Origin of the sequence: Mastigocoleus sp. MO_188.B34 (assembly GCF_030065675.1) — a bacterium.
Taxonomy (GTDB): domain Bacteria; phylum Cyanobacteriota; class Cyanobacteriia; order Cyanobacteriales; family Nostocaceae; genus Mastigocoleus.
Window position 1 is genome coordinate 39,589 of the sequence record NZ_JASJDK010000048.1, and the last position, 23,233, is coordinate 62,821.

The following is a 23,233-nucleotide window of genomic DNA, read 5'->3' on the forward strand; positions in this document are numbered from 1 at the left end:
TGCTTGAACGTTTGAATTATGTTAATTTGAATAATTAAAGAAACGAAAATCCCCAGGCAAAGCTTGCTTTTACCTGGGCGAAAAGAGGAACAAATCGATAGTTATCTATGTCTGAGGCTATTATTCCCCAGGTATGGTGACAAACTGGGGACAAATAAAGGACAAATATGATTTCTTTGCCTTTATTTGATGTGATACGGGTAAATTTTAGAAATTTCTGTGATTATTTCTAATAATCCGTCAATATATAACTTCACCACCAATTATTTTTGTAAAAAAGTATTTCTAGAGACGCAGTATTGCTACGTCTCTATTTTGATTTTGGACTTAAGAGTGCTACTTCCATATCTGGGACTAGCAGAATTCTGGTTGATTAGGTTTATTGCTGTACAGAGCTAGTTATTCCTCAATCAAATCTCAGTAGTACATTTTTACATTTAATTACCAATACCCAAACTGCCAGCCAAAGCAGGAGCTAAAGGTATTAAAGTTGTAATCATCAAAAACAATGCCAATAAACCCAAAGCAGCACGGGCGTCATCTGGTTCAGTAATTTCGTTTAAACTGGGGCGCTCCAAATCTCTTTGTAAAAACAAAATTACAATTGCCCAATATATTGCTAAAGGATTTCCCAGAGAAACCAATCCCAACACAATTAAAGTCACAATAGTAGTTCTTTGTGCAGTTTTACGCCCGTAAATCGCTTGGACAATACGTCCTCCATCAAGTTGTCCTGCTGGCATTAAGTTTAAAGCAGTTATGACCAAACCCAGCCAACCAATAATCACCAATGGATGTACCCCCACCAAGGGTGATTCCAAAGCAGAACCTAAAATGACTTTTGCTAAAGTTCCAACCAAAATCGAACCTTGGAAAAATTGATTGGGTAATTCGAAATAACTCCCTTGCTGGGATAGTAAAAATCCGACAATTAATAAAACTAAAGATACAATTCCACTAGTTGCGGGGCCAGCCAAAGCAATATCAAATAGTACCTTCCGACTAGGTAATATTGACTCAAAGCGTGTAATACTACCAAAAGAACCAATTTGTACTGCTGGAATAAAATAAGGCAAACTCAGACGAACATCATAGCGTCGAGCAAAGAACCAATGACCGATTTCGTGGGAAATTAAAATTGCAATAATTCCACCAGCAATAACTAAAGTTTCTTGGTAACGTTCTGGGCTAGCAAAGAAATCGAAACTGAGCAGAATCCCTGCAGCTTCCATACTTGTTGCGATAGTCGCAAAAAATAGAATTACACCAAATATTTTTTGCGCTAGTGTCATAGAACGGGGTTCATTACGACTAGGCAAAATAATTACTACAGGTTTACCATCAGTGTTTTCTACTAAAAATAAGCGATATTTATCGCCCAAAGATTTTTTTAAATTAGCACTGAGGCGTTCGTGAACAACTTCCGGTTCTCCCCGAATATTTCCTCTGAAAATTGCACCTTCTTGGTAAGCAATAGTTTGGGTAGAAAAAAACGTATCAATACCAAAAATTCCTTTGATGACATTCAAGTCTTCTTCCGGAATGGGAATTATTTCCGGTTGTAATTCAGGAATTTTTTGCTCTGAGGTGCTACTTTCACTGCTAGAAGATTCTAGATCGGAACTAGAAGATTCTGATGACGTTTCTGAAGCTATTCTCTGGTTTGCTTTTTGTCGCAGTATGGCATCTTGTCCAAGTTCCCGCAATTTTCTTCCTATGGCAATATAAACCGTAGTAGAAACAACAATTAAAAGTAGTATTCCTGCGAGATTAACATAAATTCCGGCAGCAAACAGGCCAAAAAATAATAACCAAGGTACCATTAACACTACCGACTGTAACCAGGCTAAAATTCCTAGTTTGCCAAAGCCTTTGGCGCGAAAGAAGCCCCAACCTAATATCCCAAAACTGACTAACACAATAGCCGCAACTACAGGAGTCTGTGCTGTAACCATCTCCAAATAACTCACTTTTGATAATCAAACCTGAATTTACCAGGTCTTTGAGGATATTAATAATCTATAACGTTTATCGCCGACAGCTTCTATAAAGGTAGTAATAACGACATTTTTTCTATTGCTTTATTGTCCATCACCCATTAGACCTCTCCGGAAATTAAATATGTGTAACCCAAAATCCTTGTAGAGACGTACCAGAGCCTGCGGCGTCGGCAAAGCCTCTGGTACGTCTCTACATTTTTTGTCGGAGATGTATGTTACCTATTACCTATTACCCATTACCCGTTACCTATTACCCAGCAATTAATCTAATCCAAAATCAGTTGAAATGTCCGGAATCGAGTACTATGAAGATCTATCCTCAATTGCCCGAGTATTTTTATTTTGGGATTTTTTAGAGATTTAATACCAAAAGATGTTACATTAACTACCCTGAAGAATTGCAATAATTTGCTTTTGAGTCTTATATATTCTTACTATGTCTTCAGTACCCACGATCGAAAGTATATATACTGATGGAGCTTGCACGGGAAACCCGGGTCCAGGTGGCTGGGGAGTGGTTGTTTATTTTAATGATGGTTCAATCCATGAAATGGGTGATTCTTCACCTCAAACAACAAATAACCGCATGGAAATGCAAGCTGCGATATCCGCGTTACAATTTCTCAAAACAACGGAGCAAAGAGATTCTATTACTCTTTACACCGATAGCGAATATCTCATCAACTGCGTTACCAAGTGGGTAGGTGGTTGGAAAAAAAAGGGTTGGAAAAAATCAAATGGGAAACCAGTTCTCAATCAAGATTTGTTGGTAACTCTCGACCAACTAAATACCCAACAAATTAAATGGCAACATGTCCGAGGTCATTCTGGTAACACGGGTAACGAACGTTGTGACCAGATAGCGACGACTTTTGCTAGTGGTAAATATCCCCAACTCAAACAATCGTTAGATTCTAATGCCAAAAACCCCGATTCGCTGCAAACAAATCAAATAGAAGCAGTAAAGGTCTCGGATTCTGGCAGCAAATCTACGATAATTAACAAAGATACACATCAAACCAGTACTTTTGCATCGGATACAACCAATATGGATTCATCTAATGCCTCTGCTGTTGCTGTAAGCGAGGATAAATCAGGCGAAATAAGAATCGCACACTTACACAACTTGGTAGAAACCCTTCGGATTGCGGACGAGATTGCAGAAAAAGGCTACTTAATAACTAGCTCAGAACTAGCAGACTTAATGGATGTTCATGCTAGCGCTGTAACCAGTCGAGGTGACCAATGGCGTTGGCGAAACTGGGTAGTTTCACGAGTACGAAGGGAAGGCAATCAAATTCTCTGGGAACTCGAACGTGCTGACTTAGTGAATGATGAAGATTGATCGAAATTGTCATTTTTCACTTGTCATTTTTCACTTGTCATTTTTCACTTGTTAATTTGAATTTGTTGTCACTTTGAATTTTTTGTCACTTTGAATGTGTGATGTGTCATTCATCATTAGTGACCGGCTAGCAATAGATTTAGTTGTTGATTGACGGTTAAGTGTAGGTAGTTCAGGACTGGTGATAGCCACTGACTACCCAACTGTCAACCGTCAACTGTTTACCATTCAACGTCAAAATAAACCGTCAAAGATTAACTTTTATGGTTTATCTTGACTTGTTTACTGTATATTTCCGTCCGCGCCATTCCCGTGGCGTGTTGACTGCTGAGAGTAAAATTCTTACTACTGCTAGGGGATCGGCTAAAGGTGAAAGCCAAAATAGCCCAGCCCCTCTTGCTTGACTCAATTCATAAGAAGGTGCAATTGCAAATAACATTCCAAACCGCACGAGTAGGAGAAATATATTTAGTATTAGCAATAGCAGTACGAAAGAAAACGAAGTATCAAAAGGTACTTTAAAAATAAAATAACTTAGGACGATTAATAAAGGTAAACCCTGAACTGAAGCCAGTAACCACAGGTCGCCCCAGGTTTGAGCGCGACTGGAGGCATCTTTTAGATCTAAACTACGCCCCCATTCTTGCCAAGTTTGCAACGCCCCTTCATACATGCGAACTTTAAGTACCTTTGCTCCATCTAAAAAACCAACTTTAAAACCTGCACTGGCAATATTTCGCGCCAAAGTTACATCATCACAAAAAGAACTTTTGGCACTGGTATAACCAGCAACTGATACTAATACTGAACGACGACACAAATAGCACTGTCCATTAGCCATTACTCTCTGTGCTGCTTGAGTATCCACGCCAGCAGATTCAAAACGATAAAGCAAAGTCATTAATAATGCTGGTTGTAACCAACACTCTCCTGGATACTTAAGAATAAATTTTGGAGATAAAGAAACTAAGTCATAGCCGTGGCTTATTGCAGTTTGCACTAAACTACTAACTAGCTTTGCTGATGGTTGGATATCGGCATCCATTCCGAGGAACCATTCACTTGTTTCAGAACTGTGCAAAAAACCATTATGTAAAGCCCAGGGGCGACCAACCCAATCATTGGGTAATGGATCGTCATTTATTAGTTTAAAACGAGGATCGTCTGCTGCTGCTGCTTTTACTAAATCTGGCGTACCGTCCTTAGAGTTGCTGTCAACAACAATAATTTCTTTGACTTCGTAAGTTTGTCGAGTTAAGCCAGCCAGTAGTGGGCTAATACGTTGTGCCTCATTCAGGGTAGGAACGACCACACTCACCTTACCTAAAAGATCTGGCGTTGGATTTTGCGGTTCGATTGGAGAGTGACGAATCGCCCCTTTAAAGATTCGCGACAGCATAACCAGAGCCGCAGGTACCTGAATCATTAATAGTGATAGACAGATACCATTCAAAATAGTCCAATCTTTGACCACAATCTTCTTTTAAGATATTTCTTGACAATGTTTTTTTGCTTATTTAACGACAGAATCTATAGAACCTGTTGTTACTTGGTTGGTGACAGCTTCTATGATTGATGTTGTAGTTGTGGGGGTTGCTTTAATCCACAAGGCAAAAGCCGGTAAAATCCCAACTGAAAAACCCAAAATTACTGGAATAGTAAAACCTGCACCAGCACTTAATCCAATAGCAAAAGCAAAATTACTGAGATAGACAATCAAAGGAAAATGCAGTTGGGAACGGTCTAAATTAACAGTTTGATTTCGCCATAAAAAAGCGGCTACAGCCATGAACAGAGCACCTGTCCCCATCCAGCCAGCAAAGTTTTGGTAAGGCATGCCAAAAAAGGCTCCGGGTTTTTCCCAGTACCAAAATGGTAAAGATGTTTGACTCATTGCAGGGTCGAGCACAAAATCCCAAGAGGTTAGTAAAAAAGCACCTAAAATCACCGCAGCTGCATGACGCAAAAAACTAGGTTTTCTATCTACCTGCAAGCCAATACGTGCGAGTAAATAAGAAACACATCCCACATAAAACCAAGACAAGGGAATAGTAAAAGGTACTAAACCTGCAACCTTATAACCCAAACCACTTAAATAACTGTAATTACCGAAAGGAAATCCGGTACTAGTACCAAGAAGCTCGGCTCCTAAAGATATGAATACAGAAGGTAAGACAAATCCTAAAGCGCAAATCAAACCCAAGTTTCTTCTAAGGTACAAAAATACAGCAGTTGCACCCAAAATCATATATAAAACACCCCCACCAGCCATGCTTAGCTGCATTGCATTTTGCCCATATGAGCCAAAATGTACAAGCATTTCAGGATGAGGTATTACTAGTAGTATGCCCAATAGCCCAAAAACCAGGGACAAGATATGCCCTCCCAGGCAAATACGCTCGGCAATCGCAGATTTTCTCATGAATATCCCTTAATATGAGGCGAATTACGCTTATTTAACAATTAACAGTTTACAAATATTTACGAAATATTTTAAATAAATTTACCAGATAATTGCCTGTATTTACGGGAAAATTTATATTTATGCTTGATTATAATTCCCGCAAAGCCAAATACTTAAGTAAATAAAATCACATTAAAATGTAGCAAAACTTGTAATAAATATTTGCTAAATCACTTAGAATAGCATTGCTAGTGACAGCCCATGTTAACTTTGCTCAAGCTTCCCAAATTATCCTTAATGCTTCTATTTTTTACCTATGGCTGCTTGGGGTGGAAAATATCTCAAATTAACTCGCCTTGGTATATATGGATTGCGATCGCAGTAATTGCTTTATTTGTAAATAGTGTTTTAACAAACCCATCTTCCAGGATTGTCAATTTTTTGAATACATTTTTTAAATCGGGTTGGCGAGCTTTTAGTGGTGTAATATTAAGCTCGCTATTTCTCTTTGCTATCCTTGCTTGGTTCCGCTCGTTTTTATTTGGATTATTAATTTTTTGCGCTACAACTTTAGTCCGAGTAGATTTTCAAATGGCTGGATTTAAGTCGAAGCATTTTTTTTGGTTTACATTTATTCTTTCCTTGATCGGTTTAGTGACAGGAATACTAATTCATATGTTGGTAACTGATAAATTATCACTGATAATTGGTAATGGGTGATTGGTAGCTTGTAACTAGCATTTGGTAATGCGTAAAAAACTCTATCGAGTACTCTTAGTCTGTATTTTCAATACAGTATATGCCCTGAATAATTGTAAAGCCATCCCAGGGTAAAACTAATAAATAAATTACTTTTTTATTTATTTATTTAATTTTTATGTATTTCATTTTTAATTGCCAGGCGGACAATAATAGCTTTCAGACGACCGAAAACCTTCATAGCAAAACTTTTAATAATATCCTTGAAGTATTAACCAAACGATGAAGCTGCTTGTTTTGTCAGTTCACCTTGAGAAGTTGCTAATGGCTTTGCAGAAGAAAGCACAGCTTCTAACAAACCGGGAAACAATTCTTCCAAATCTTGTCGCCGTAACTTATTTATATGCTGTGTCCCCTCCTTACGTGTAAACACCACTCCAGACTCTCTCAAAATTTTGAAATGGTTTGACATCGTTGATTTTGCTATGGTGCGGGGTGCTGCTCCCTCACGGGAGATGACAAAATCAAAATCAGCACAACATTGCTCCCCTTTCTCAGCCAGCAACCGCACTATCTCCAAGCGGACTGGGTCACCCAATGCATACAATACTCCCGGTAATGTGATGTCTCTTTGGTCTGGGTGATACAAAAATCTCATAGTTGCATTATCTCGCAAAAAGAACTATATTTTATTTGTTCGATTTTATCGAATACTTGAAAAAATGTAGAGAGGGCAAGTATGTCATCCGTTACAGATGTGACAGAAGCCACCTTCAAGCAAGAAGTACTTGAAAGTGAAATGCCTGTTCTGGTAGATTTTTGGGCACCTTGGTGTGGTCCTTGTCGAATGGTGACCCCCGTAGTTGATGAGGTTGCTGCGGAATATATGGGACAGGTAAAAGTGGTTAAGCTGAATACAGATCAAAATCCCACCGTTGCAAGTCACTATGGAATTCGCAGTATACCTACACTCATGGTGTTTAAGGGTGGTAGACAAGTGGATACGGTTGTGGGTGCAGTACCAAAAACAACCATTGCTAAGACTTTATCACAGTATCTCTAGCAGATAAAGGGGCAAAAAAAGTTAAACAAGTTAGGGAGAAAGCAAGGTATATTAGTATAACTTTTCGGGTTTATTCCTTTGTTTATCTTTGCTTCTCCTGCTTTTTGTTTTGGCAAACACTATATTTTGCTTGCTCCCCCTGTGTCATTTTGGTAGTGGGTAATGGGTAATAGGTAATGGGTAAAAGTCTGCGCCTTACGACGTTAGCAAAGCGTGCGCGACCTAGCGTAAGCGTGCTGTAAGTATTCGCTTCACCGATCGCTGGTGACTGTAGCCCGTAAGGGCGTGGCTAGCCATAAACTGTTAGCGCCTAGCGGAAGCGTACCGTAGGTATTGCGTGCGCGACAGCGCATTAACTGAACAACTGATTGTTATCTGTAAATTATTAGTTCGTAAAAAAAGTATATGATTATTAACCCTTCTGAAGTACCCAAGGAAACGGGTACTAACTACCCAGAGCAATTCAAAGCTAAAGTTGCAGGAAGAATTAAACAGAGGTTAGGTAATGCTGCTGGTTTGAATGATTTTGGGGTCAACCTCGTGCATCTGCAACCAGGAAGCTGTTCTGCATTAAGACATTGGCATTCCCAAGAAGACGAATTTATCTACATCCTGGAGGGGAAACTCACGCTGATTACCAATTCAGGTGAGGAAATTTTAGGCGCGGGTATGACTGCTGGTTTCCCTTCTGGAGAGGAAGATGGACACCATTTAGTAAATCGCTCTTCAAAAGTCGCAGTGTACCTAGAAATTGGCGCTCGTAAATCTAACGATGAGGCTAATTATCCAGATGAGGATCTAAAAGCTAAATCTAATGAGCATGGTATCATTTTCACTCACAAGGATGGTACTGTTTACAATTAATTTTTCAGATACGAGAAGAAAATACTACCCATCATAATTTTAAAAATCTTGCATTAATTAAAAATTATTACAGTAATATTAATTTAATAACATCAAAACTTAGAGACGCCCTGTGGAACGTCTCTAAACCAGGCTTGGTCAGCTTTAAGTAAAAGCCGTGTAGCATCAATCGAATTAGATAGATTGACTATAATTTTACGGAAATATTTAACTCCGGGAATATTTAAGCAAAATCGCAACAATTTTGTACTTTATCTTCTTTGATAACTTATCTTTTCCAATCAATCACAAACAGTCAATAGATAAAGTAAAAAAGATAAAGTATCAATTTTCCCCAAGTTCAAGCAACTGGGGTGTACGATATGGATGATTAATTTGAAATTGAGATGGATCGCAACAACCATTTTCTTCCATAAAGGTTTGTACATTTTCTCGATAAATTCGCCACTGTTTATTGAGGTTGCGAATTAAATCGGGTTGCATTTTGATAATATCTGTTTGTTTGAATCCTGCTCTCGCCAACCAGTCATTGATGTTTAAAGTTTCACCTTTTGTACCAAGCATTTTACTTTTCTCCGAGATTTTACTACTAGGGAAATACTGAAAAAGATATTTTGGGTGCAATCAATATTGGTATTTTCATTCTCGAACTTAGCCAATCTGATTGAAATTTATTGCACAATAAATATTATTAAGGAATCTAAAGCTGGAGGTTGTTCTAGATATTCATCAATGATTTTATCCTCGGGATACTTCTATTCCGATGGGGATTTAATGAAATATTATCTCAATTAGCTATTTTTTGCGAAGTAATTAAGATGGAAAGTCCTTAGGGAGGAACTATTTACTTCTGCTATCTGGAATAAGCAGTCTCTGGTTTTTTATTGATTTCGATGTTCTATATAGTGCGAACTAACTTCAAGCAGTTTAAGTCTATATTTATTGAAGTCCGTAATTACTTTTGCTTACTTCCCAACATTTGCAAGTGAGAACAAAACTTAAGTGGAGCTTAACAGAATCTATGCTTCCTCGAAGCCAGAATTAATTGGATTCTTTAGTTATTTAGGTGTAGTACTTTCCAGTAACCTAGAAGAGACTGGGATAAGGTTATCTACCGCATGAGTAAAAGGAATGCGACAAAAATTACTACAAATATAAGGCTTTGAGGAACATAAAATATGAATACACATACAATATTTTACTTGTTAAGACTAGAGGTAAATCGGAAGAAAAACAGTATTTATTGGGGTCTATTTGTGAATTTATGAATTGCGGTCAAGTTAGGAGAATAAAGAAATATGCTTTGCTTTCATACATAATTGATTTTGCTTTCGAATCGCAACAGTCAAAGTATTGATTTCTATCTTTTAACTGCCTATTTGCCAGTCTGAGACTCTATCTATCCTTCAACTTATGGGATATTGTCCGAAGAATAAATTTACAAATTTTGTAATCATATGCTTCTATGTCTTAGGATAGATATAGATATAGTCTTCTACTACGTTTTCCTTGAAACAAATAATATATCACTTTAGTTTACACTTTTTACATTTTTTACATTTAAAAAAAAATATATATGTATATATTATTAAATTAATAAATAGTTCAAATTACTTACTGTGCCTAATATAAGCTTTGCTCAATACTTGATGTTGTGAGTTATTTGTTAGCGTCCAAACAACAGAAAAGCTGTTATTAATCCCTGAATATACTGATAAAAATTGAAAAATTGATATGTTTTTTGTCATTACTCTGTGCTCATTATGTCGCAAGAAAAATCTGGTCATTTTAAATACTGTGACATCTAAAGTGTTTTTTGTTGCCATGTATCTATAATTATTAATTGCAAAAATTATATGCGCACAAAAATCATTGATGTAGCATATATACATATATTATTTGTCACTTTTGTATATAATTTAATAACTAACTTTTAAAGTTAAGACTTACGCACTCGTTACTTTAGGATAGCGAGTCCCGAAGGGACTTATTTCCATTAGCGGATCCGTAAGGTAGCGGCTCCATAGGTAGCGCAGCTATAGCTAGAGGCTCCGGCGTCGCTGTTAAACCTTACGGTATGGCTGCGCTTACGCCTTTAGGCGCGTCTCAGGCTCTAGCTTGACCGAAAGGTCATTGGTTTGAGATTGCTATTTCCTTGCGGAAACACTAACGCTAACCTGCGTCGCAATTACTGTAATTGTGTTGTCCGTGCGTAAGTCCTGAAAGTATTGCTATTTTTGCTGTTGAGACAGTAATAATAATTTTTAGTCATATTTCATATGAATCAATTAATTTTTGCTGCTCGTCCAACCTACTAAATAAATTACAGCTATGTATCGCCGTAAATTATTAACAGCTTTATTGATTCTTTTACCAGTTTTGGGAGCTTGTAATCAAACTTCTAGTAAAAATACTAAAGACTCTGACAATCCATCTTTTTCCGGTGAATCAAAAAAAGAGATTGTAATGGGACTAATCCCAATAGAGAACAATGAAGAAACTATTGAAAAATTTGAGCCCATGCGAGTTTACTTGGAGAAAAGACTAGAACGTCCAGTGAAAGTCTTTACTGCAACTGACTATGCTGGCGTAATTGAAGCAATGAAAAGGGATAAAGTTGATATCGCTTGGTTTGGACCTTTATCTTACGTATTAGCTGAGAAAGAAGCTGATGCAGAAGCATTTGCAGTCGGGGTGAGAAAAAGTACAGGTCTTTCTACTTATAAAAGTATTTTTGTTGTTCCAGGAAATTCTGAGGTTAAATCAATTCAAGATCTTAAAGGTAAGAATGTTGCTTTTGTCGATCCTGCTTCCACTAGCGGTAGTTTAGTTCCTACCTATTTAGTAAAAAAAGCAACTGGCAAAATGCCTCAGGAATTTTTTGGTAACTTAAGTTATGCAGGAGGTCATGATGCTGCTGAATTAGCTGTAAAAAATAAAACTGTAGATGCAGCGGCTGATAATGACATCACTTACAATAGGATGTTAAAAAGAGGCTTAATATCCAAAGAAACTAACCGTATTTTGCTTGAATCCGAACCACTTCCTGGTTTACCTTTGACCTATCGCCGTGAGTTAGATGAGTCTCTAAAAGCAAAAATAAGGGATTCAATTCTCAATGCTCATAAAGACATCAAAGTTAGTGGGTATGGAGAATTAGAGCGTTACGATCCAGTCGATCCCCAAGATTACCAATTGATTCGCGACATGGTTAAGGAACTGGGTTTGGGGCGTGATGAAATTCTTAAATAAGAGTAAATTGGTTGATATTATTGTATCTCAGAAAGTAGACATTTTTGGCGAGTATAAACTTACTCACTAAGAGTGTCTTTATTTTTTGAGAAGAAACGGGAAATAGAAAGTTGGGAAGAGAAATTAGAATTTAGGATTTTTTACTAGGAAAAATAGCTTTAGCTGATAAAAGCTTCTTGATATCAAAAAATAAGAGTGATTCGAATATAGAAATTATCTGGCTGCAGAAAAATAGAGACAGAAAACTTGTCTCCTGTCAGTAAAACTACTTTTTTATTTACTTTTGAATTATTAAATAAATATAAACACAAACCAAAATGTATGTAATTGAACTTAAGCAAGTCACTAAAACTTACAATAACGGCTTACAAGCACTTAAACCAACAAAATTAAGTATTTCTGCTGGTAGTTTTACCGTGATTTTAGGACCGAGTGGTGCAGGGAAATCAACTTTATTGCAAATAATTAATGGCTTGGAAAGTACCACATCAGGAGAAGTAATTGTTTTAGGTCAAAAATTAACACCTCAAAATATGTCTCGTTTGCGTGCTAAAGCTGCAATGGTATTCCAACAATTTAACTTGGTTGGACGCTTAAATGTGATGACCAATGTTTTAATTGGGAGATTGCATCATAACCCTTGGTGGATGAGTTTGCTGTACTTATTTAAAAAGCAAGATAAGACTATTGCCCGTTGGGCTTTAGCCAGAGTAAATTTAACTACAAAAGCATGGGAGCGCGCCGATTGTCTCTCAGGAGGACAGCAACAACGGGTAGGTATTGCTCGAGCTCTTGCACAGCAACCAAAAATAATTCTCGCAGACGAACCAGTAGCAAGCCTCGACCCTGTAACCAGCGAAGAAATATTAACACTGTTACAAAAAATTTGTCGTGAAGATGGGATCGCTGTTGTTGCTAGCTTGCATCAAGTCGATTTAGCCATGAATTTCGCCGACCGAATTATTGGTCTCAACTCAGGAAAAGTAGTTTTTGATGGTTCCCCAAAGGAATTAGGGAGCGATGCTATACGGAAAATTTACCTGCGGGAGGATGGAAATATTGATGAGCATATTCAACTGGGAATGGTCAACTAAAAATGGTCTACCGCATATAGGTATTATCATTGGTATTACTATTATTACTGTACTGTTAGTCTTAACAGCCCCAATTGTGGAAATGAACCCCCAGCACATTTACAATTCTGGGGATAATTTATTAGACTTTCTCAGTCATTGGTTTACTCAACCCCAATGGGAATATTTGCCGAAGTTGGCCAGTAAGCTTTGGGAAACAATTGAAATAGCTATTGTTGCTACTGCTTTGGCTCTAGTCTTAAGTTTCCCTTTGGGTATTTTGGCTGCTATTAATACTACACCTCACCCTTTGGTGTATCATATTACTCGCAACATCCTTAGTTTTATGCGCGCTCTACCAGAACTTGTATGGGCGTTAGTATTTGTATCTGCAGTTGGTTTGGGTCCTTTACCCGGAGTAATGGCGCTTACTTTTGTCACCACTGGATTTCTCGCTAAATTTTTTGCTGAAAGTATGGAGGTAGTTAATCAAAAAGTAATATCTGGCGTTAAGGCTACCGGAGCAAGCAAGTTACAAATATTAATGTTTGCGATTTTACCCCAAGCTTTACCAGATTTTTGTGGTGCTGTACTTTATGTTATTGATCGCAATGTTCGTGCTGCCACAATTCTAGGTTTAGTTGGAGCGGGTGGTATTGGATACGAGTTAGTTTCAAGTATTCGCTTGTTTTACTATAGTCGTTTGGTACTAATTCTCTTCTCAATCTACTTAGTTGTTACTTTTTTTGATCGCCTATCTAACACCATTCGCAGCAAAGTTATCTGAAAAAGTAATTTGGAAATTTAATTTAAAAAATTAATCTGAGAAAGTAATTTAAACATGCGTTCCCACAATAATTTTCTACCTCCACTGCCGCCAAAGCCCCGCAATTTGGTACCATTATATACAGGTATTTGCTTGATTGTTCTAATTTTAATGATTAACGCTTTAGAACTCTCTTTTAGCAGTCTTGCTTTAGGTATAACCAATACTTTTGAATATCTCAGTCGTTATATTTCTCCAAACTTTACTAATTTTCCCCAATACTTAATGTTAATGGGACAAACTTTAGCGATCGCATTTTGGGGAACTTTTATCGCTTTTAGTGCGAGTATTTTACTTGCACCACTAGCAGCAAAAAACCTTTCACCTAATCCAATTGCTTACCGCTTTGCGCGGGAAATATTAAATTTTTTAAGAGCTATGCCAGATTTAATCTTAGCATTGCTTTTGGTTAGTGTCTTGCGGGTCGGACCCCTACCTGGGGTATTAGCCTTGGGAATTCACACTACAGGTTTTTTAGGAAAATTCTTCGCCGATAGCATGGAACGAGTTAATCCTGGTATCTATCAAGGACTAGTTGCAACCGGGGCAAACTTCGTCCAACTCATCGTGTTTGCAGCTTTTCCTTCAATGTTGTCGGAGGTAACTGGTTATACCTTGTATCTTTTTGATCGTAATATTAGGATGGCTACAGTTTTAGGTTTAGTAGGAGCAGGTGGTATTGGTTTAGAATTGCAAAAAAATCTACGTTTATTCCAATATGACTCTTCGGCAGCTTTGATTTTAATCGTATTGCTAACTATTGTTACCATTGATTACATCTCAGTTTGGCTACGCGGGAGACTTATATGAAAGATATTCCCCGCAGTCAATGGGTAAGGGCATTAACAGCCCATCCAGAGACCATGGTAATTGAACTAGCGAATTGCCTCATGAAAGGTTGGGAAATTAAACATGAAGCTTTGCCTGAAAATGGACTTTCTTTACTTCAAATGCAGGATGGTGTTTTTGAAGAATCATATTATTTGGGCGAAATACCTTTATCTACAGCTTGGGTGAAGTTAAGCGCAAATGGTGAAAGTTGGCAGGGAGCAGCATCAGTAATGAATGATACTCCTGATTTAGCTGTAGCATTAGCAATCTGTGATGCAATTTTGGCAAATCAGTTGTTGGGATGGGAACAAGTTTTACAAGCCGTCCAACAAGGGATTATCAAAAAACAAAAGGAAGAAGCATTACGTGGAGCAATATTAGCAAAAACTCGGATTAATTTATCCCTACTTACACCAGAAGTCGATGATTGAAATCGAATTAGAGCCGATTTGGCGCGGTGACATCCAACAAAAAATTTTTCGCCAATTGTTAGATTGCTTTGCACTTCCTGGAACTATTGCCGATTTGAGTAATTTTTTAGATGATAGTCCGGCATTGTTGGGAGTTTTAGCTGTTTTATTAGATGCCAGTGTACTTTTCAATGATAATGGCAAACTACTTCAAGATAGGGAACGACGTTTACTCAGAGCCAAAGAAGTTGAGGTTTCAGAAGCAAATTTTGTGGTGGTTGATGCAACCAATCCACCTCCCACTGATTTCACACCTAATTTAGGGACTTTACCGAGTCCAGAAAAAGGAGCAACCATCCTCCTTCAAGGAAGCAGTTTGGGAGAGGGAAATACAAATTTAAAGCTAACAGGACCCGGTATTCCTGGGTATCGTTCGGTCAAAATTTCTGGTTTCGATTCTGCTTGGTGGGTGGCTCGACGGGAATGGGTAATTGATTTCCCTTTAGGTGTGGATTTTTTACTTTTAGCTCGGACAAAAGTTATAGCCATACCGCGAACGACTCAAATAGTAATAAGTAATAAGTAATAAGTAATAAGTAATGAGTAATGAGTAATGAGTGTGTGATTTATTTACTCGTTAATCATAATTTAAAATAAATTATTCATCTTATTTTCCTATTCAATTCTTCTTTTCTGTATGTAATCATCACTTGTTAATTATTACTTAAATCGGTAAAAAAATTTGTTGCCTATAAAGATTATTGGCGAAGAAATGATTAAATTAAATCCTAGTTAGGATAACAAATATTGGTACAAAATTTGACAAAAACAATGAGATAATTATTGAATAATTAATATCCTGAATAAATAAACAGAAGTAAAAACAATCTACTAATTACTCATTACTCATTACTCATTACTCATTACTTATTACTCATTACTCAAATAAATATGGGATACGTTGCGATTAAAGGTGGAGAAGGAGCGATTACCGCAGCTGCAGAATTATTAGAATTTTTACGTGCCCAGGAAAGTAATCAACAACCTTTAAAGTTAGATACTATTCGCCATCAACTTCATGCTCTCCATAGTAGGGTTCTTTCAGAAGGAGGACTTTACCACCCACAATTAGCATCTTTAGCTATTAAACAAAGCGCTGGAGATACATTAGAGGCAGCATTTTATTTACGAGCATATAATTCTACATGTCCTCGTTTGGGATTTACTCCGCCTCATCAAGGTAAAAATATGCGTTTGATTCGCCGTATTTCTGCCGCTTTCAAAGATATTCCTGGGGGACAAATGCTTGGTCCGACTCCCGATTATCTCCAGCGTCTATTTCGATTTGAACTATTGGATGAGTCTCCAGAAGAATTTCGCCAGATAACTCAAAACTGGCTCCAGGACATACCAAAGGAAAATCTTCCGACAACTTTTCCTAAAGTCCTGGAGTATTTACGTAAAGAAGGTTTACTTCCTCCAATTTCTCAAAATACTGCGTCAGCCTTCGATATTACTCGTCAACCCTTAGTATTTCCTATTTCTCGTTCTGCTGCATTAGCAAAAATGACAAGAGCTGAAACTGGATCTTTATTAGCGATCGCATATTCTAATATGCGCGGTTATGGGGATATTCATCCGACAGTAGCAGAACTACGAGTTGGTTATTTACCGGTGATGTTACCCCACCCAATTACCAAAGAATTAATTGAAGCTGGGGAAGTTTTAATTACCGAATGCGAGATAGTTGCAATGTACGACAAGAGCGAAGAAAACGGTAAATCGAAATTTGGTTTGGGTTATGGTGCTTGCTTTGGACACAACGAAGTAAAAGCAATTTCCATGGCGATTCTCGACAGAGCACTACAAAAAGGGCAAAAAAATGGAGCTGATAACCCTTCAGAGGATCCTGAATATGTCTTATTACATATTGACGGTGTTGAATCAATGGGTTTTACTTCTCACTATAAAATGCCTCACTACGTCACATTTCAGTCAGACCTTGATCGCTTGCGAAAAACTCAAGGAAGGGAAGGAAAGTAAGGAGTAAGAAGTAATGAGTAATTTGTAATTTGCTCTTCCCCATCCTCCAACACTTCCCACACTTCCAACACTTCCCACACTTTCCCCAAGTCCCCAATGAAACAACAAACTCATAAATACCACTTTGGTTTTTTGGATGAAGATGCAAAAAAGGAAATTCGGCGATCGCTACTCAAAGCAATTGCTATTCCCGGTTATCAGGTACCTTATTCTTCCAGAGAAATGCCGATTGCTAGAGGTTTTGGTACGGGAGGATTACAAATTACCCTTTCAATATTAGGTACCGATGATACTTTTAAAGTTATTGATCAGGGGAGTGATGAGTCAGTAAATGCGGTTAATATCCGTAAATTTATCAGCAAAACTTGTCCGGGGGTATCTCTAACAAAACATACCCTGACTGCAACAGTAATTCAAACTCGTCATCGCATACCAGAATTCCCTCTAAAACTAGGTCAAATTCTTGTTTTACAGGTACCCTATCCAGATCCTTTAGTGATGGTAGAAGCTAGTGAAGCCAAACGCAAACAAATGCACGGTGAAGGAGATTATGCAAGACTCTGGGTCAAACTTTATGAGGATATGGTGCAATTTTCTGAAATTACAATTTCCCACCGCTATCCTTGTCAGATTAATGGAGCTTACGTGATAGATCCTTCACCTATCCCTAGGTTTGATGTTGCTAAACTACATCAGTCAGAGGGACTTTATTTATTTGGAGCGGGAAGAGAGAAGAAAATTTATGCTGTGCCACCTTACACTAAAACTAAACCTCTTTCATTTAGTGACGTCCCCTTCCGCGTTGAAGATTTTATAGACCAAACCGGACAACGTCGTACTTGTAATCGTTGTGGTTCTAATAATAGCTTTTTAGATGAGTTCATCGATGATTTTGGGCGAAAAGTTTATCAGTGTTCCGATAGTGATTATTGCAATATGCAATTGCTAAAGTCTCTGTTAGAGAAAAGGAAACAGGGAGCAGGAAGCAGGGAAAAAGACAAAAGACATCTCCAGAAATGAGATATCACCCCTGACTACACAAGGCTTTTATATTCTTTTTCGGAGATGTCTAAAGGAAATAGGGAATAGAAGTACTTGTTTCTTATACATAAAATCAAAATTATAAAAAATCAAGAACTAGTCCCTCAAAACTAAATTCGCAAAGACTAAAGATGGCTAAGGTTTTAGAAGTCAACAAAATCACTAAGATTTACGGTAAAGGATGTTTGGATTGCTTGAAGATGACGGGGGAAGCCGCAAACACTAATATCTGCCCTAAATGTGGTAGTGTCGTAGCTTTACAGGATATATCTTTTCAACTACATCATGGAGAAATTCTGGGGGTGATGGGGGAATCAGGCAGTGGTAAATCTACCTTAGTGCAGATGTTATATTTCGACCAATTACCATCAGCAGGAGAAGTAATATTTACAGATAAAGAGACAAAGTACGACATATTCAGCTTAAATGCTGCCCAGCAACGCTGGCTACGCAACCATAAGTTTGGGATGGTTTATCAAAATCCTCATTTGGGCTTGAATTTCCGCATATCTGCAGGAGGAAATATCGCCGAACGTCTATTAATGGGGGATTTATTTGATTACGGACAAATTCGTGATTGTATTCGCCGTCTATTGGAACGTACAGAAGTATTAACTCAAAGAATGGATTGTTTACCTGCATCATTCTCTGGAGGAATGCAACAACGGGTACAAATCGCTCGTGCTTTAGCAATAGATCCACCACTGTTGTTTTTAGATGAAGTGACTACAGGTTTAGATTTATCTGTCCAAGCTAAAATACTGGATTTAATCCTGGAAATTCAGCAGCAACTGGGCGTAGCAATGATTGTGGTGACCCATGATTTAGGAGTAATTCGTCTTTTAGCGTCCCGTACCTTAGTTATGAAATATGGACAAGTTGTGGAGTCAGGTTTAACAGATCAAATTTTAGAAGACCCTCAACATGCTTATACCCAACAATTAGTTGCTTCGGCGCTTTGAGGTGTTGGGGATTAGCGACTAGCTACTGGCGATTGGGAAAATGACCATCTTAGAAACAACTTTCCAAAAACAACAATATACCAATCGTCAGAGCCCACCGATGTGCGTCCCTACAGATGAAAAATAATGGTATTGCAAAATTTAAATTTTTTCTGGAAATCCCTTCATGCAAATCGTCAATCCCCATATCATGTGTTGCATCACGCAATAACTGTAGCCGCATTAGGGGTAACGCCAAATTCCCATATGCCTTTTGCGGTGGGCGTATCACCAATCCCTATATGGCTGACACCACGCAATACCTACGCTAGCAACGCTATCGCCAATCTCCAATCACTAATCCCCAATGAAACAAATCCTACGTATCAAACAATTAACCAAACAATTTGTATTGCACGAACAAGGAAAAATCATTCCTGCAGCGAAACCAGTAGATTTAACTTTAGAAACAGGAACATTAACCGCTTTGGTGGGAAATTCTGGTGTCGGAAAAAGTAGCTTACTTAAATGTATTTATCGTACTTACTTACCTAGTAATGGCAATATTAATTATCTTGACGTTCAAAATAACTGGATTGATTTAGCTACTGCAAGTGAATATGAAATATTAAAATTACGGCGCTCGCAAATGAGTTTTGTAACCCAATTCCTTGATTTTTTACCACGTCAAAATACTTTAGACGTAGTCGCAAAACCTTTGTTTGATTTGGGAGTTGACAGAAAAGAAGCAAGAAATAAATCACAAGCAATTCTTGAAGAATTAAATATTCCCGAAAGATTATGGAAAGTTTCCCCTGCTACTTTTTCCGGTGGAGAAAAGCAACGGGTTAATATTGCTCGTAGTTTAATAATGCGATCGCGACTTTTGCTTTTAGATGAACCAACAGCAAGTCTCGATCCTGAAACAAGCAAGAAGGTGATAAGTCTAATTAAACGTGCAAAAGAAGAAGGGACAGCTATTCTTGCTGTATTTCATGAACCACAAATTATCTCTGAACTAGCAGATAGTACCGTAACCTTAGAATCAAATAGAGTTTCTGTTAAGTAAATTTACTTTGGATTAAAGCCATCATTTTACTGAAATTAAATTCTGTATGTAAGTCATCGGACAGAAATATTTATATTTTCAGCCTTAAACTAGATGAAAGTTAAGGCTTAATATGAATATGCGCGGTCGCGTGTAATTTTCGAATTTTTTGTAATTAGTTTTGGTCTGGTCTTGCTAGATAGTTTGTGCTCGCTGCGATAATTACATCACAAATATATTGTTCTAGAATTTCTTGCTGTGAAGGGTTAAATTTCCTCAAATATATTGAGGATTTTAGGTAGATATGAAAATAGACATATTAGTATCATTTAGGTAATTTGTAATTTACAAATTCAAAGTTACAAATTCAAAGTTACGAATTCAAAGTTACGAACTCAAAGTTACGAACTCAAAGTTATAAATCTAAAATTACAAACTCGCTAAATAATCTGGGGTTTCTTTGTCGAGGTTTTATTTAGATTAACTTTAAACCAGTAAACCAACTGGTAGGAGTATCTAAACAATTTAAATAATCTGTATTTTTAATTCAAATTACTGCTTTAAAATTTATATATTTTTGAGTTCTCATAACGTTCTTGAAAGAAGATGATATATCTTTTTTTAGAATTAATCTTAGATGCCTGGAGAAACATCAAAAATTTTAATTTAACTAGTACTGAAGTTATTAATCATTGTCTAAATTGTCTCTTGGAGAGATACTAATTCTCATCTCTAAGAGATTCAGGATCGCACGCCTCCATTCTTGATCCCCAATAAAAATTACAATGAAAATCTATATTACCCATGCTGATATAGTGACATCTTCAAATGTAATAAAAGATGCTTCTCTACTAATTGAAGATGGTTACATTACTGCAATTAATCCAGAGTCAACATCTGCAGTTAAATCTTTTAATTTAGATCGCAAATTGCTGATTCCAGGATGCGTTGATTTACATTGTGATGCTATTGAAAAAGAAATTGAACCGCGCCCAAATACCTTTTTCCCAACCAAGTTTGCTATTGCTCAAATTGATAGACGAAATGCAGCTGCAGGTATTACGACTCCATTTCATGCTATTTCTTTTGCTAATGAAGAATTGGGAGTGCGTAATAATAAAAAAGCTGCAGAAATCGTTCGGGCTATTCATGACTATCAACAACAAGCTTTAGTTGATAATCGGGTTCACTGTCGTTATGAGATTACCGATCCCACTGGTTTACCAATTTTATTAAAACTACTACAGCAAAATTGCGTAGATTTATTTTCCCTAATGGATCACACTCCAGGACAGGGACAATTTAAGAACCTACCAGCATACTTAGATTACATATCTCGCACATATAACAAGACAACTGACCAAGCACAAGCTCTAGCTAACCGTAAATTAGAAAATGCTGCTGGAGCATTAGAGCGAATCAAGATCTTAGTTTCAGAAGCTCTTAGACACAATATACAGGTAGCAAGCCACGATGATGATACTCCAGAACGGATTCAGACAATGACCGCCCTGGGAGTAAAAATAAGCGAATTTCCAATTAACTTATCCACAGCCCAAAGCGCTAGATGTCAAGAAATGAAGACTATTTTTGGCGCTCCTAATTTGCTGCGAGGTAAAAGTCAAAGTGGCTCGATTAAAGCAATTGAAGCAATTGAAAATCAAGTTTGTGATATCTTATGTTCTGACTATTCTCCTGCAAGCCTACTTGCATCAGTCTTTCAACTGCCCCATTTATTAAATTGGTCTTTACCTGATGCTATATCTTTAGTCACACGTAACCCAGCCCAAGTACTTAATTTACACGATCGAGGTGAAATCAAAGTAGGTAAACGAGCAGATTTGATTGCAATTAAATTTACTAAAACCTTCCCTCAGATAGTTACTACCTGGGTTCGAGGTAAAGTAGTTTTTCAAACAAATTACACTTATTAATAAGCGTTAACTTTTAAGTTGAGTGAAATATATCAGAGATGATTTCACAGCATCAAGAGGGTGTTCCACTCTACCGCAAAATAGCCTACCAGCTAATTGGAGACATTCAAACCGGAGTTTATAAGCCAGGTGATAAACTCCCTTCAGAAAACCAACTTGCAGCACACCATAACGTACATCGTTTAACGGTGCGGCAAGCCATTGGTATGATTGTCGAACAAGGAATGGCTTATCGTCAGCAAGGAAGGGGTACTTTTGTAGCCCAACCGCGTTTGCATTATTCCATTAATACTAAAACCAGTTTTAGTAATTCTCTTTTAAAACTCGGTTATCTCCCCAGTTTGAGGATTATTAACGTCCAAACCATAATTGCTTCAGAACAACTAGCAATTTTGTTGGAAGTTGCTCCAAATTCGATCTTGATTGAATTAAAAGTTCTTCGTACTGGTAGTCCTCAAATCACTGGGAATAGCATTCCCGAACACGAACCTTTATGTGTTAGCCTTTCTTATTTACCTTTGGATAAATTTCCGGAATTACCAAACCAAATTTACAAGTCTTATTCTCTCTACGGTATTTTACAAAAATTTTATGGCATCGAAACTAAACGAATACGGACTTATATCGAGACTGAAATTGTTAGTCCTGAGGATGCTGCATTATTACAAATACCCACTGGTTCCCCTCTTTTAATTACTAGAGCAACTGCTCAAGACCAGCATCAGCAGATTATCGAACATACAATAAGTCGTTTTAGGGGGGATAGATTTACCTTGGAAGTTTCTGGTTGATAAATAACTCTAGTTTATGTGTGATGGAGACAGAAATTTAAAGTAAATGAAATAATAAATAATGATATCCACTTATTATGCTGGATATTTACTGATGATTTCCTATTTTTGATTATTTAAAGTATGGAAGTCATCTTTTTTCATGTTTTTTCACGTTATACCCTTAGTAGTTGTAGTGTTGAAGTAAGAATTCACACTGTAATAATTTTTGCTACTATTCGGTAACTTCATTAACAATAGGCATTAATCAATAATTGTAAATGCAAATCTATTACTAATAATAGGAAACAACCGGTAATTATAGGTAGTTATAGGTATTTTGAACTACAAATAATTTTTATACTATATATTTATTTTAGAGATTAATATCGGGAATAAAAGATACTTTTACCAATAAAAATAATTTACAAGGTATTTGTATTTCTGTTCATTCCCAAGCATATTCTTCAAACAATAATCATGGATGATTAATAGATAGGGGTATAAATATGTTCCAAATCAAATTTTTACGTCAATGCTTTAAAAGCAGAACTAAATTGAGTCATTTCGCTCTCAGCAATTCTCATTTTGAAAACGTAGTACAAATAGATACAGAATGAAATATAAAAATAGGAGATTTCTTCGGGGCGATCGCCTCTAAAGAGGCGCATGCTCCGCTTATCGCCTCG

Annotated in this window: 21 protein-coding genes; 16 read left to right on the forward strand and 5 right to left on the reverse strand. The window is 37.2% G+C overall.

Annotation, left to right across the window (positions count from 1 at the left end; genetic code table 11):
• Positions 1–437: 437 nt before the first annotated feature.
• A complete protein-coding gene (locus QNJ50_RS13805; RefSeq protein WP_300636077.1) occupies positions 438–1,955 on the reverse strand; it encodes a site-2 protease family protein in 1,518 nt (505 codons plus the stop codon).
• A gap of 481 nt (positions 1,956–2,436) precedes the next feature.
• Here QNJ50_RS13805 and rnhA point away from each other — a divergent pair, with 481 nt between their 5' ends.
• A complete protein-coding gene (gene rnhA, locus QNJ50_RS13810; RefSeq protein ID WP_300636078.1) occupies positions 2,437–3,345 on the forward strand; it encodes a ribonuclease HI in 909 nt (302 codons plus the stop codon).
• Between the two features lie 268 nt (positions 3,346–3,613).
• Here rnhA and cruG read toward each other — a convergent pair whose 3' ends face one another.
• Both cruG and cruF read right to left on the reverse strand, forming a co-directional pair.
• Positions 3,614–4,819 (reverse strand): 2'-O-glycosyltransferase CruG, encoded by a 1,206-nt coding sequence (gene cruG / locus QNJ50_RS13815; protein ID WP_366914266.1) that lies wholly within the window; start codon positions 4,817–4,819, stop codon positions 3,614–3,616.
• Positions 4,820–4,858: 39 nt separating this feature from the next.
• Positions 4,859–5,767, reverse strand: a complete 909-nt coding sequence (gene cruF, locus QNJ50_RS13820; RefSeq protein ID WP_300636079.1) for a gamma-carotene 1'-hydroxylase CruF — start codon at positions 5,765–5,767, stop codon at positions 4,859–4,861.
• Positions 5,768–6,010: 243 nt separating this feature from the next.
• Here cruF and QNJ50_RS13825 point away from each other — a divergent pair, with 243 nt between their 5' ends.
• Complete coding sequence (locus tag QNJ50_RS13825) at positions 6,011–6,469, forward strand: hypothetical protein (RefSeq protein ID WP_300636080.1); 459 nt, start codon at positions 6,011–6,013, stop codon at positions 6,467–6,469.
• Between the two features lie 250 nt (positions 6,470–6,719).
• On the opposite strand, the gene QNJ50_RS13830 is transcribed toward QNJ50_RS13825, so the two are convergent.
• On the reverse strand, positions 6,720–7,106 hold the full coding sequence (locus QNJ50_RS13830) for a helix-turn-helix transcriptional regulator (RefSeq protein ID WP_300636082.1): 387 nt from the start codon (positions 7,104–7,106) through the stop codon (positions 6,720–6,722).
• 81 nt (positions 7,107–7,187) lie between these two features.
• Between QNJ50_RS13830 and trxA the strand changes: the two genes are divergently transcribed.
• Both trxA and QNJ50_RS13840 read left to right on the forward strand, forming a co-directional pair.
• On the forward strand, positions 7,188–7,511 hold the full coding sequence (trxA, locus tag QNJ50_RS13835; protein WP_300636083.1) for a thioredoxin: 324 nt from the start codon (positions 7,188–7,190) through the stop codon (positions 7,509–7,511).
• Between the two features lie 405 nt (positions 7,512–7,916).
• Complete coding sequence (locus QNJ50_RS13840) at positions 7,917–8,375, forward strand: cupin domain-containing protein (RefSeq protein ID WP_300636085.1); 459 nt, start codon at positions 7,917–7,919, stop codon at positions 8,373–8,375.
• A 324-nt stretch (positions 8,376–8,699) separates the two neighbouring features.
• On the opposite strand, the gene QNJ50_RS13845 is transcribed toward QNJ50_RS13840, so the two are convergent.
• Positions 8,700–8,939 (reverse strand): hypothetical protein, encoded by a 240-nt coding sequence (locus QNJ50_RS13845; RefSeq protein WP_300636087.1) that lies wholly within the window; start codon positions 8,937–8,939, stop codon positions 8,700–8,702.
• A gap of 1,767 nt (positions 8,940–10,706) precedes the next feature.
• On the opposite strand from QNJ50_RS13845, the gene phnD reads away from it, so the two are divergent.
• The 12 genes from phnD (at position 10,707) to phnF (ending at position 22,565) form a co-directional block, all read left to right on the forward strand.
• A complete protein-coding gene (gene phnD, locus QNJ50_RS13850; protein WP_300636089.1) occupies positions 10,707–11,627 on the forward strand; it encodes a phosphonate ABC transporter substrate-binding protein in 921 nt (306 codons plus the stop codon).
• Between the two features lie 317 nt (positions 11,628–11,944).
• Complete coding sequence (gene phnC, locus QNJ50_RS13855) at positions 11,945–12,721, forward strand: phosphonate ABC transporter ATP-binding protein (RefSeq protein ID WP_300636091.1); 777 nt, start codon at positions 11,945–11,947, stop codon at positions 12,719–12,721.
• Positions 12,690–13,487: a phosphonate ABC transporter, permease protein PhnE gene (phnE, locus tag QNJ50_RS13860; protein WP_300636093.1), complete on the forward strand. Its 798-nt coding sequence runs from the start codon at positions 12,690–12,692 to the stop codon at positions 13,485–13,487. Before phnC ends, phnE (QNJ50_RS13860) begins: the two co-directional genes overlap by 32 nt.
• A 54-nt stretch (positions 13,488–13,541) precedes the next feature.
• Positions 13,542–14,336: a phosphonate ABC transporter, permease protein PhnE gene (gene phnE, locus QNJ50_RS13865; RefSeq protein ID WP_300636095.1), complete on the forward strand. Its 795-nt coding sequence runs from the start codon at positions 13,542–13,544 to the stop codon at positions 14,334–14,336.
• The gene (gene phnG, locus QNJ50_RS13870) at positions 14,333–14,788 is read left to right on the forward strand and encodes a phosphonate C-P lyase system protein PhnG (RefSeq protein ID WP_300636097.1); all 456 of its coding nucleotides are present in this window, start codon (positions 14,333–14,335) and stop codon (positions 14,786–14,788) included. Before phnE (QNJ50_RS13865) ends, phnG begins: the two co-directional genes overlap by 4 nt.
• A complete protein-coding gene (phnH, locus tag QNJ50_RS13875) occupies positions 14,781–15,353 on the forward strand; it encodes a phosphonate C-P lyase system protein PhnH (protein WP_300636099.1) in 573 nt (190 codons plus the stop codon). Before phnG ends, phnH begins: the two co-directional genes overlap by 8 nt.
• Before the next feature lie 365 nt (positions 15,354–15,718).
• Entirely contained in the window at positions 15,719–16,810 is a 1,092-nt protein-coding gene (locus QNJ50_RS13880; RefSeq protein ID WP_300636101.1) for a carbon-phosphorus lyase complex subunit PhnI, read from the forward strand.
• Between the two features lie 96 nt (positions 16,811–16,906).
• Positions 16,907–17,830 carry an alpha-D-ribose 1-methylphosphonate 5-phosphate C-P-lyase PhnJ gene (locus tag QNJ50_RS13885; RefSeq protein ID WP_300636103.1) on the forward strand — a complete coding sequence of 308 codons (924 nt, stop codon included), beginning with the start codon at positions 16,907–16,909 and terminating at the stop codon, positions 17,828–17,830.
• 152 nt (positions 17,831–17,982) lie between these two features.
• Complete coding sequence (locus QNJ50_RS13890; protein WP_300636105.1) at positions 17,983–18,813, forward strand: ATP-binding cassette domain-containing protein; 831 nt, start codon at positions 17,983–17,985, stop codon at positions 18,811–18,813.
• A gap of 346 nt (positions 18,814–19,159) precedes the next feature.
• Positions 19,160–19,861, forward strand: a complete 702-nt coding sequence (gene phnL, locus QNJ50_RS13895; protein WP_300636107.1) for a phosphonate C-P lyase system protein PhnL — start codon at positions 19,160–19,162, stop codon at positions 19,859–19,861.
• 764 nt (positions 19,862–20,625) lie between these two features.
• On the forward strand, positions 20,626–21,774 hold the full coding sequence (locus tag QNJ50_RS13900; protein ID WP_300636109.1) for an alpha-D-ribose 1-methylphosphonate 5-triphosphate diphosphatase: 1,149 nt from the start codon (positions 20,626–20,628) through the stop codon (positions 21,772–21,774).
• A gap of 38 nt (positions 21,775–21,812) precedes the next feature.
• Positions 21,813–22,565 (forward strand): phosphonate metabolism transcriptional regulator PhnF, encoded by a 753-nt coding sequence (phnF, locus tag QNJ50_RS13905; RefSeq protein WP_300636111.1) that lies wholly within the window; start codon positions 21,813–21,815, stop codon positions 22,563–22,565.
• Positions 22,566–23,233 lie beyond the last annotated feature (668 nt).

Excerpts from the sequence above, each read along its gene's own strand:
- QNJ50_RS13805 (WP_300636077.1), bottom strand. The coding sequence starts at position 1,955 with ATGGTTACAGCACAGACTCCTGTAGTTGCGGCTATTGTGTTAGTCAGT.
- rnhA (WP_300636078.1), top strand. The coding sequence starts at position 2,437 with ATGTCTTCAGTACCCACGATCGAAAGTATATATACTGATGGAGCTTGC.
- cruF (WP_300636079.1), bottom strand. The coding sequence starts at position 5,767 with ATGAGAAAATCTGCGATTGCCGAGCGTATTTGCCTGGGAGGGCATATC.
- QNJ50_RS13825 (WP_300636080.1), top strand. The coding sequence starts at position 6,011 with ATGTTAACTTTGCTCAAGCTTCCCAAATTATCCTTAATGCTTCTATTT.
- QNJ50_RS13830 (WP_300636082.1), bottom strand. The coding sequence starts at position 7,106 with ATGAGATTTTTGTATCACCCAGACCAAAGAGACATCACATTACCGGGA.
- trxA (WP_300636083.1), top strand. The coding sequence starts at position 7,188 with ATGTCATCCGTTACAGATGTGACAGAAGCCACCTTCAAGCAAGAAGTA.
- QNJ50_RS13840 (WP_300636085.1), top strand. The coding sequence starts at position 7,917 with ATGATTATTAACCCTTCTGAAGTACCCAAGGAAACGGGTACTAACTAC.
- QNJ50_RS13845 (WP_300636087.1), bottom strand. The coding sequence starts at position 8,939 with ATGCTTGGTACAAAAGGTGAAACTTTAAACATCAATGACTGGTTGGCG.
- phnD (WP_300636089.1), top strand. The coding sequence starts at position 10,707 with ATGTATCGCCGTAAATTATTAACAGCTTTATTGATTCTTTTACCAGTT.
- phnC (WP_300636091.1), top strand. The coding sequence starts at position 11,945 with ATGTATGTAATTGAACTTAAGCAAGTCACTAAAACTTACAATAACGGC.
- phnE (WP_300636093.1), top strand. The coding sequence starts at position 12,690 with ATGAGCATATTCAACTGGGAATGGTCAACTAAAAATGGTCTACCGCAT.
- phnE (WP_300636095.1), top strand. The coding sequence starts at position 13,542 with ATGCGTTCCCACAATAATTTTCTACCTCCACTGCCGCCAAAGCCCCGC.
- phnG (WP_300636097.1), top strand. The coding sequence starts at position 14,333 with ATGAAAGATATTCCCCGCAGTCAATGGGTAAGGGCATTAACAGCCCAT.
- phnH (WP_300636099.1), top strand. The coding sequence starts at position 14,781 with ATGATTGAAATCGAATTAGAGCCGATTTGGCGCGGTGACATCCAACAA.
- QNJ50_RS13880 (WP_300636101.1), top strand. The coding sequence starts at position 15,719 with ATGGGATACGTTGCGATTAAAGGTGGAGAAGGAGCGATTACCGCAGCT.
- QNJ50_RS13885 (WP_300636103.1), top strand. The coding sequence starts at position 16,907 with ATGAAACAACAAACTCATAAATACCACTTTGGTTTTTTGGATGAAGAT.
- QNJ50_RS13890 (WP_300636105.1), top strand. The coding sequence starts at position 17,983 with ATGGCTAAGGTTTTAGAAGTCAACAAAATCACTAAGATTTACGGTAAA.
- phnL (WP_300636107.1), top strand. The coding sequence starts at position 19,160 with ATGAAACAAATCCTACGTATCAAACAATTAACCAAACAATTTGTATTG.
- QNJ50_RS13900 (WP_300636109.1), top strand. The coding sequence starts at position 20,626 with ATGAAAATCTATATTACCCATGCTGATATAGTGACATCTTCAAATGTA.
- phnF (WP_300636111.1), top strand. The coding sequence starts at position 21,813 with ATGATTTCACAGCATCAAGAGGGTGTTCCACTCTACCGCAAAATAGCC.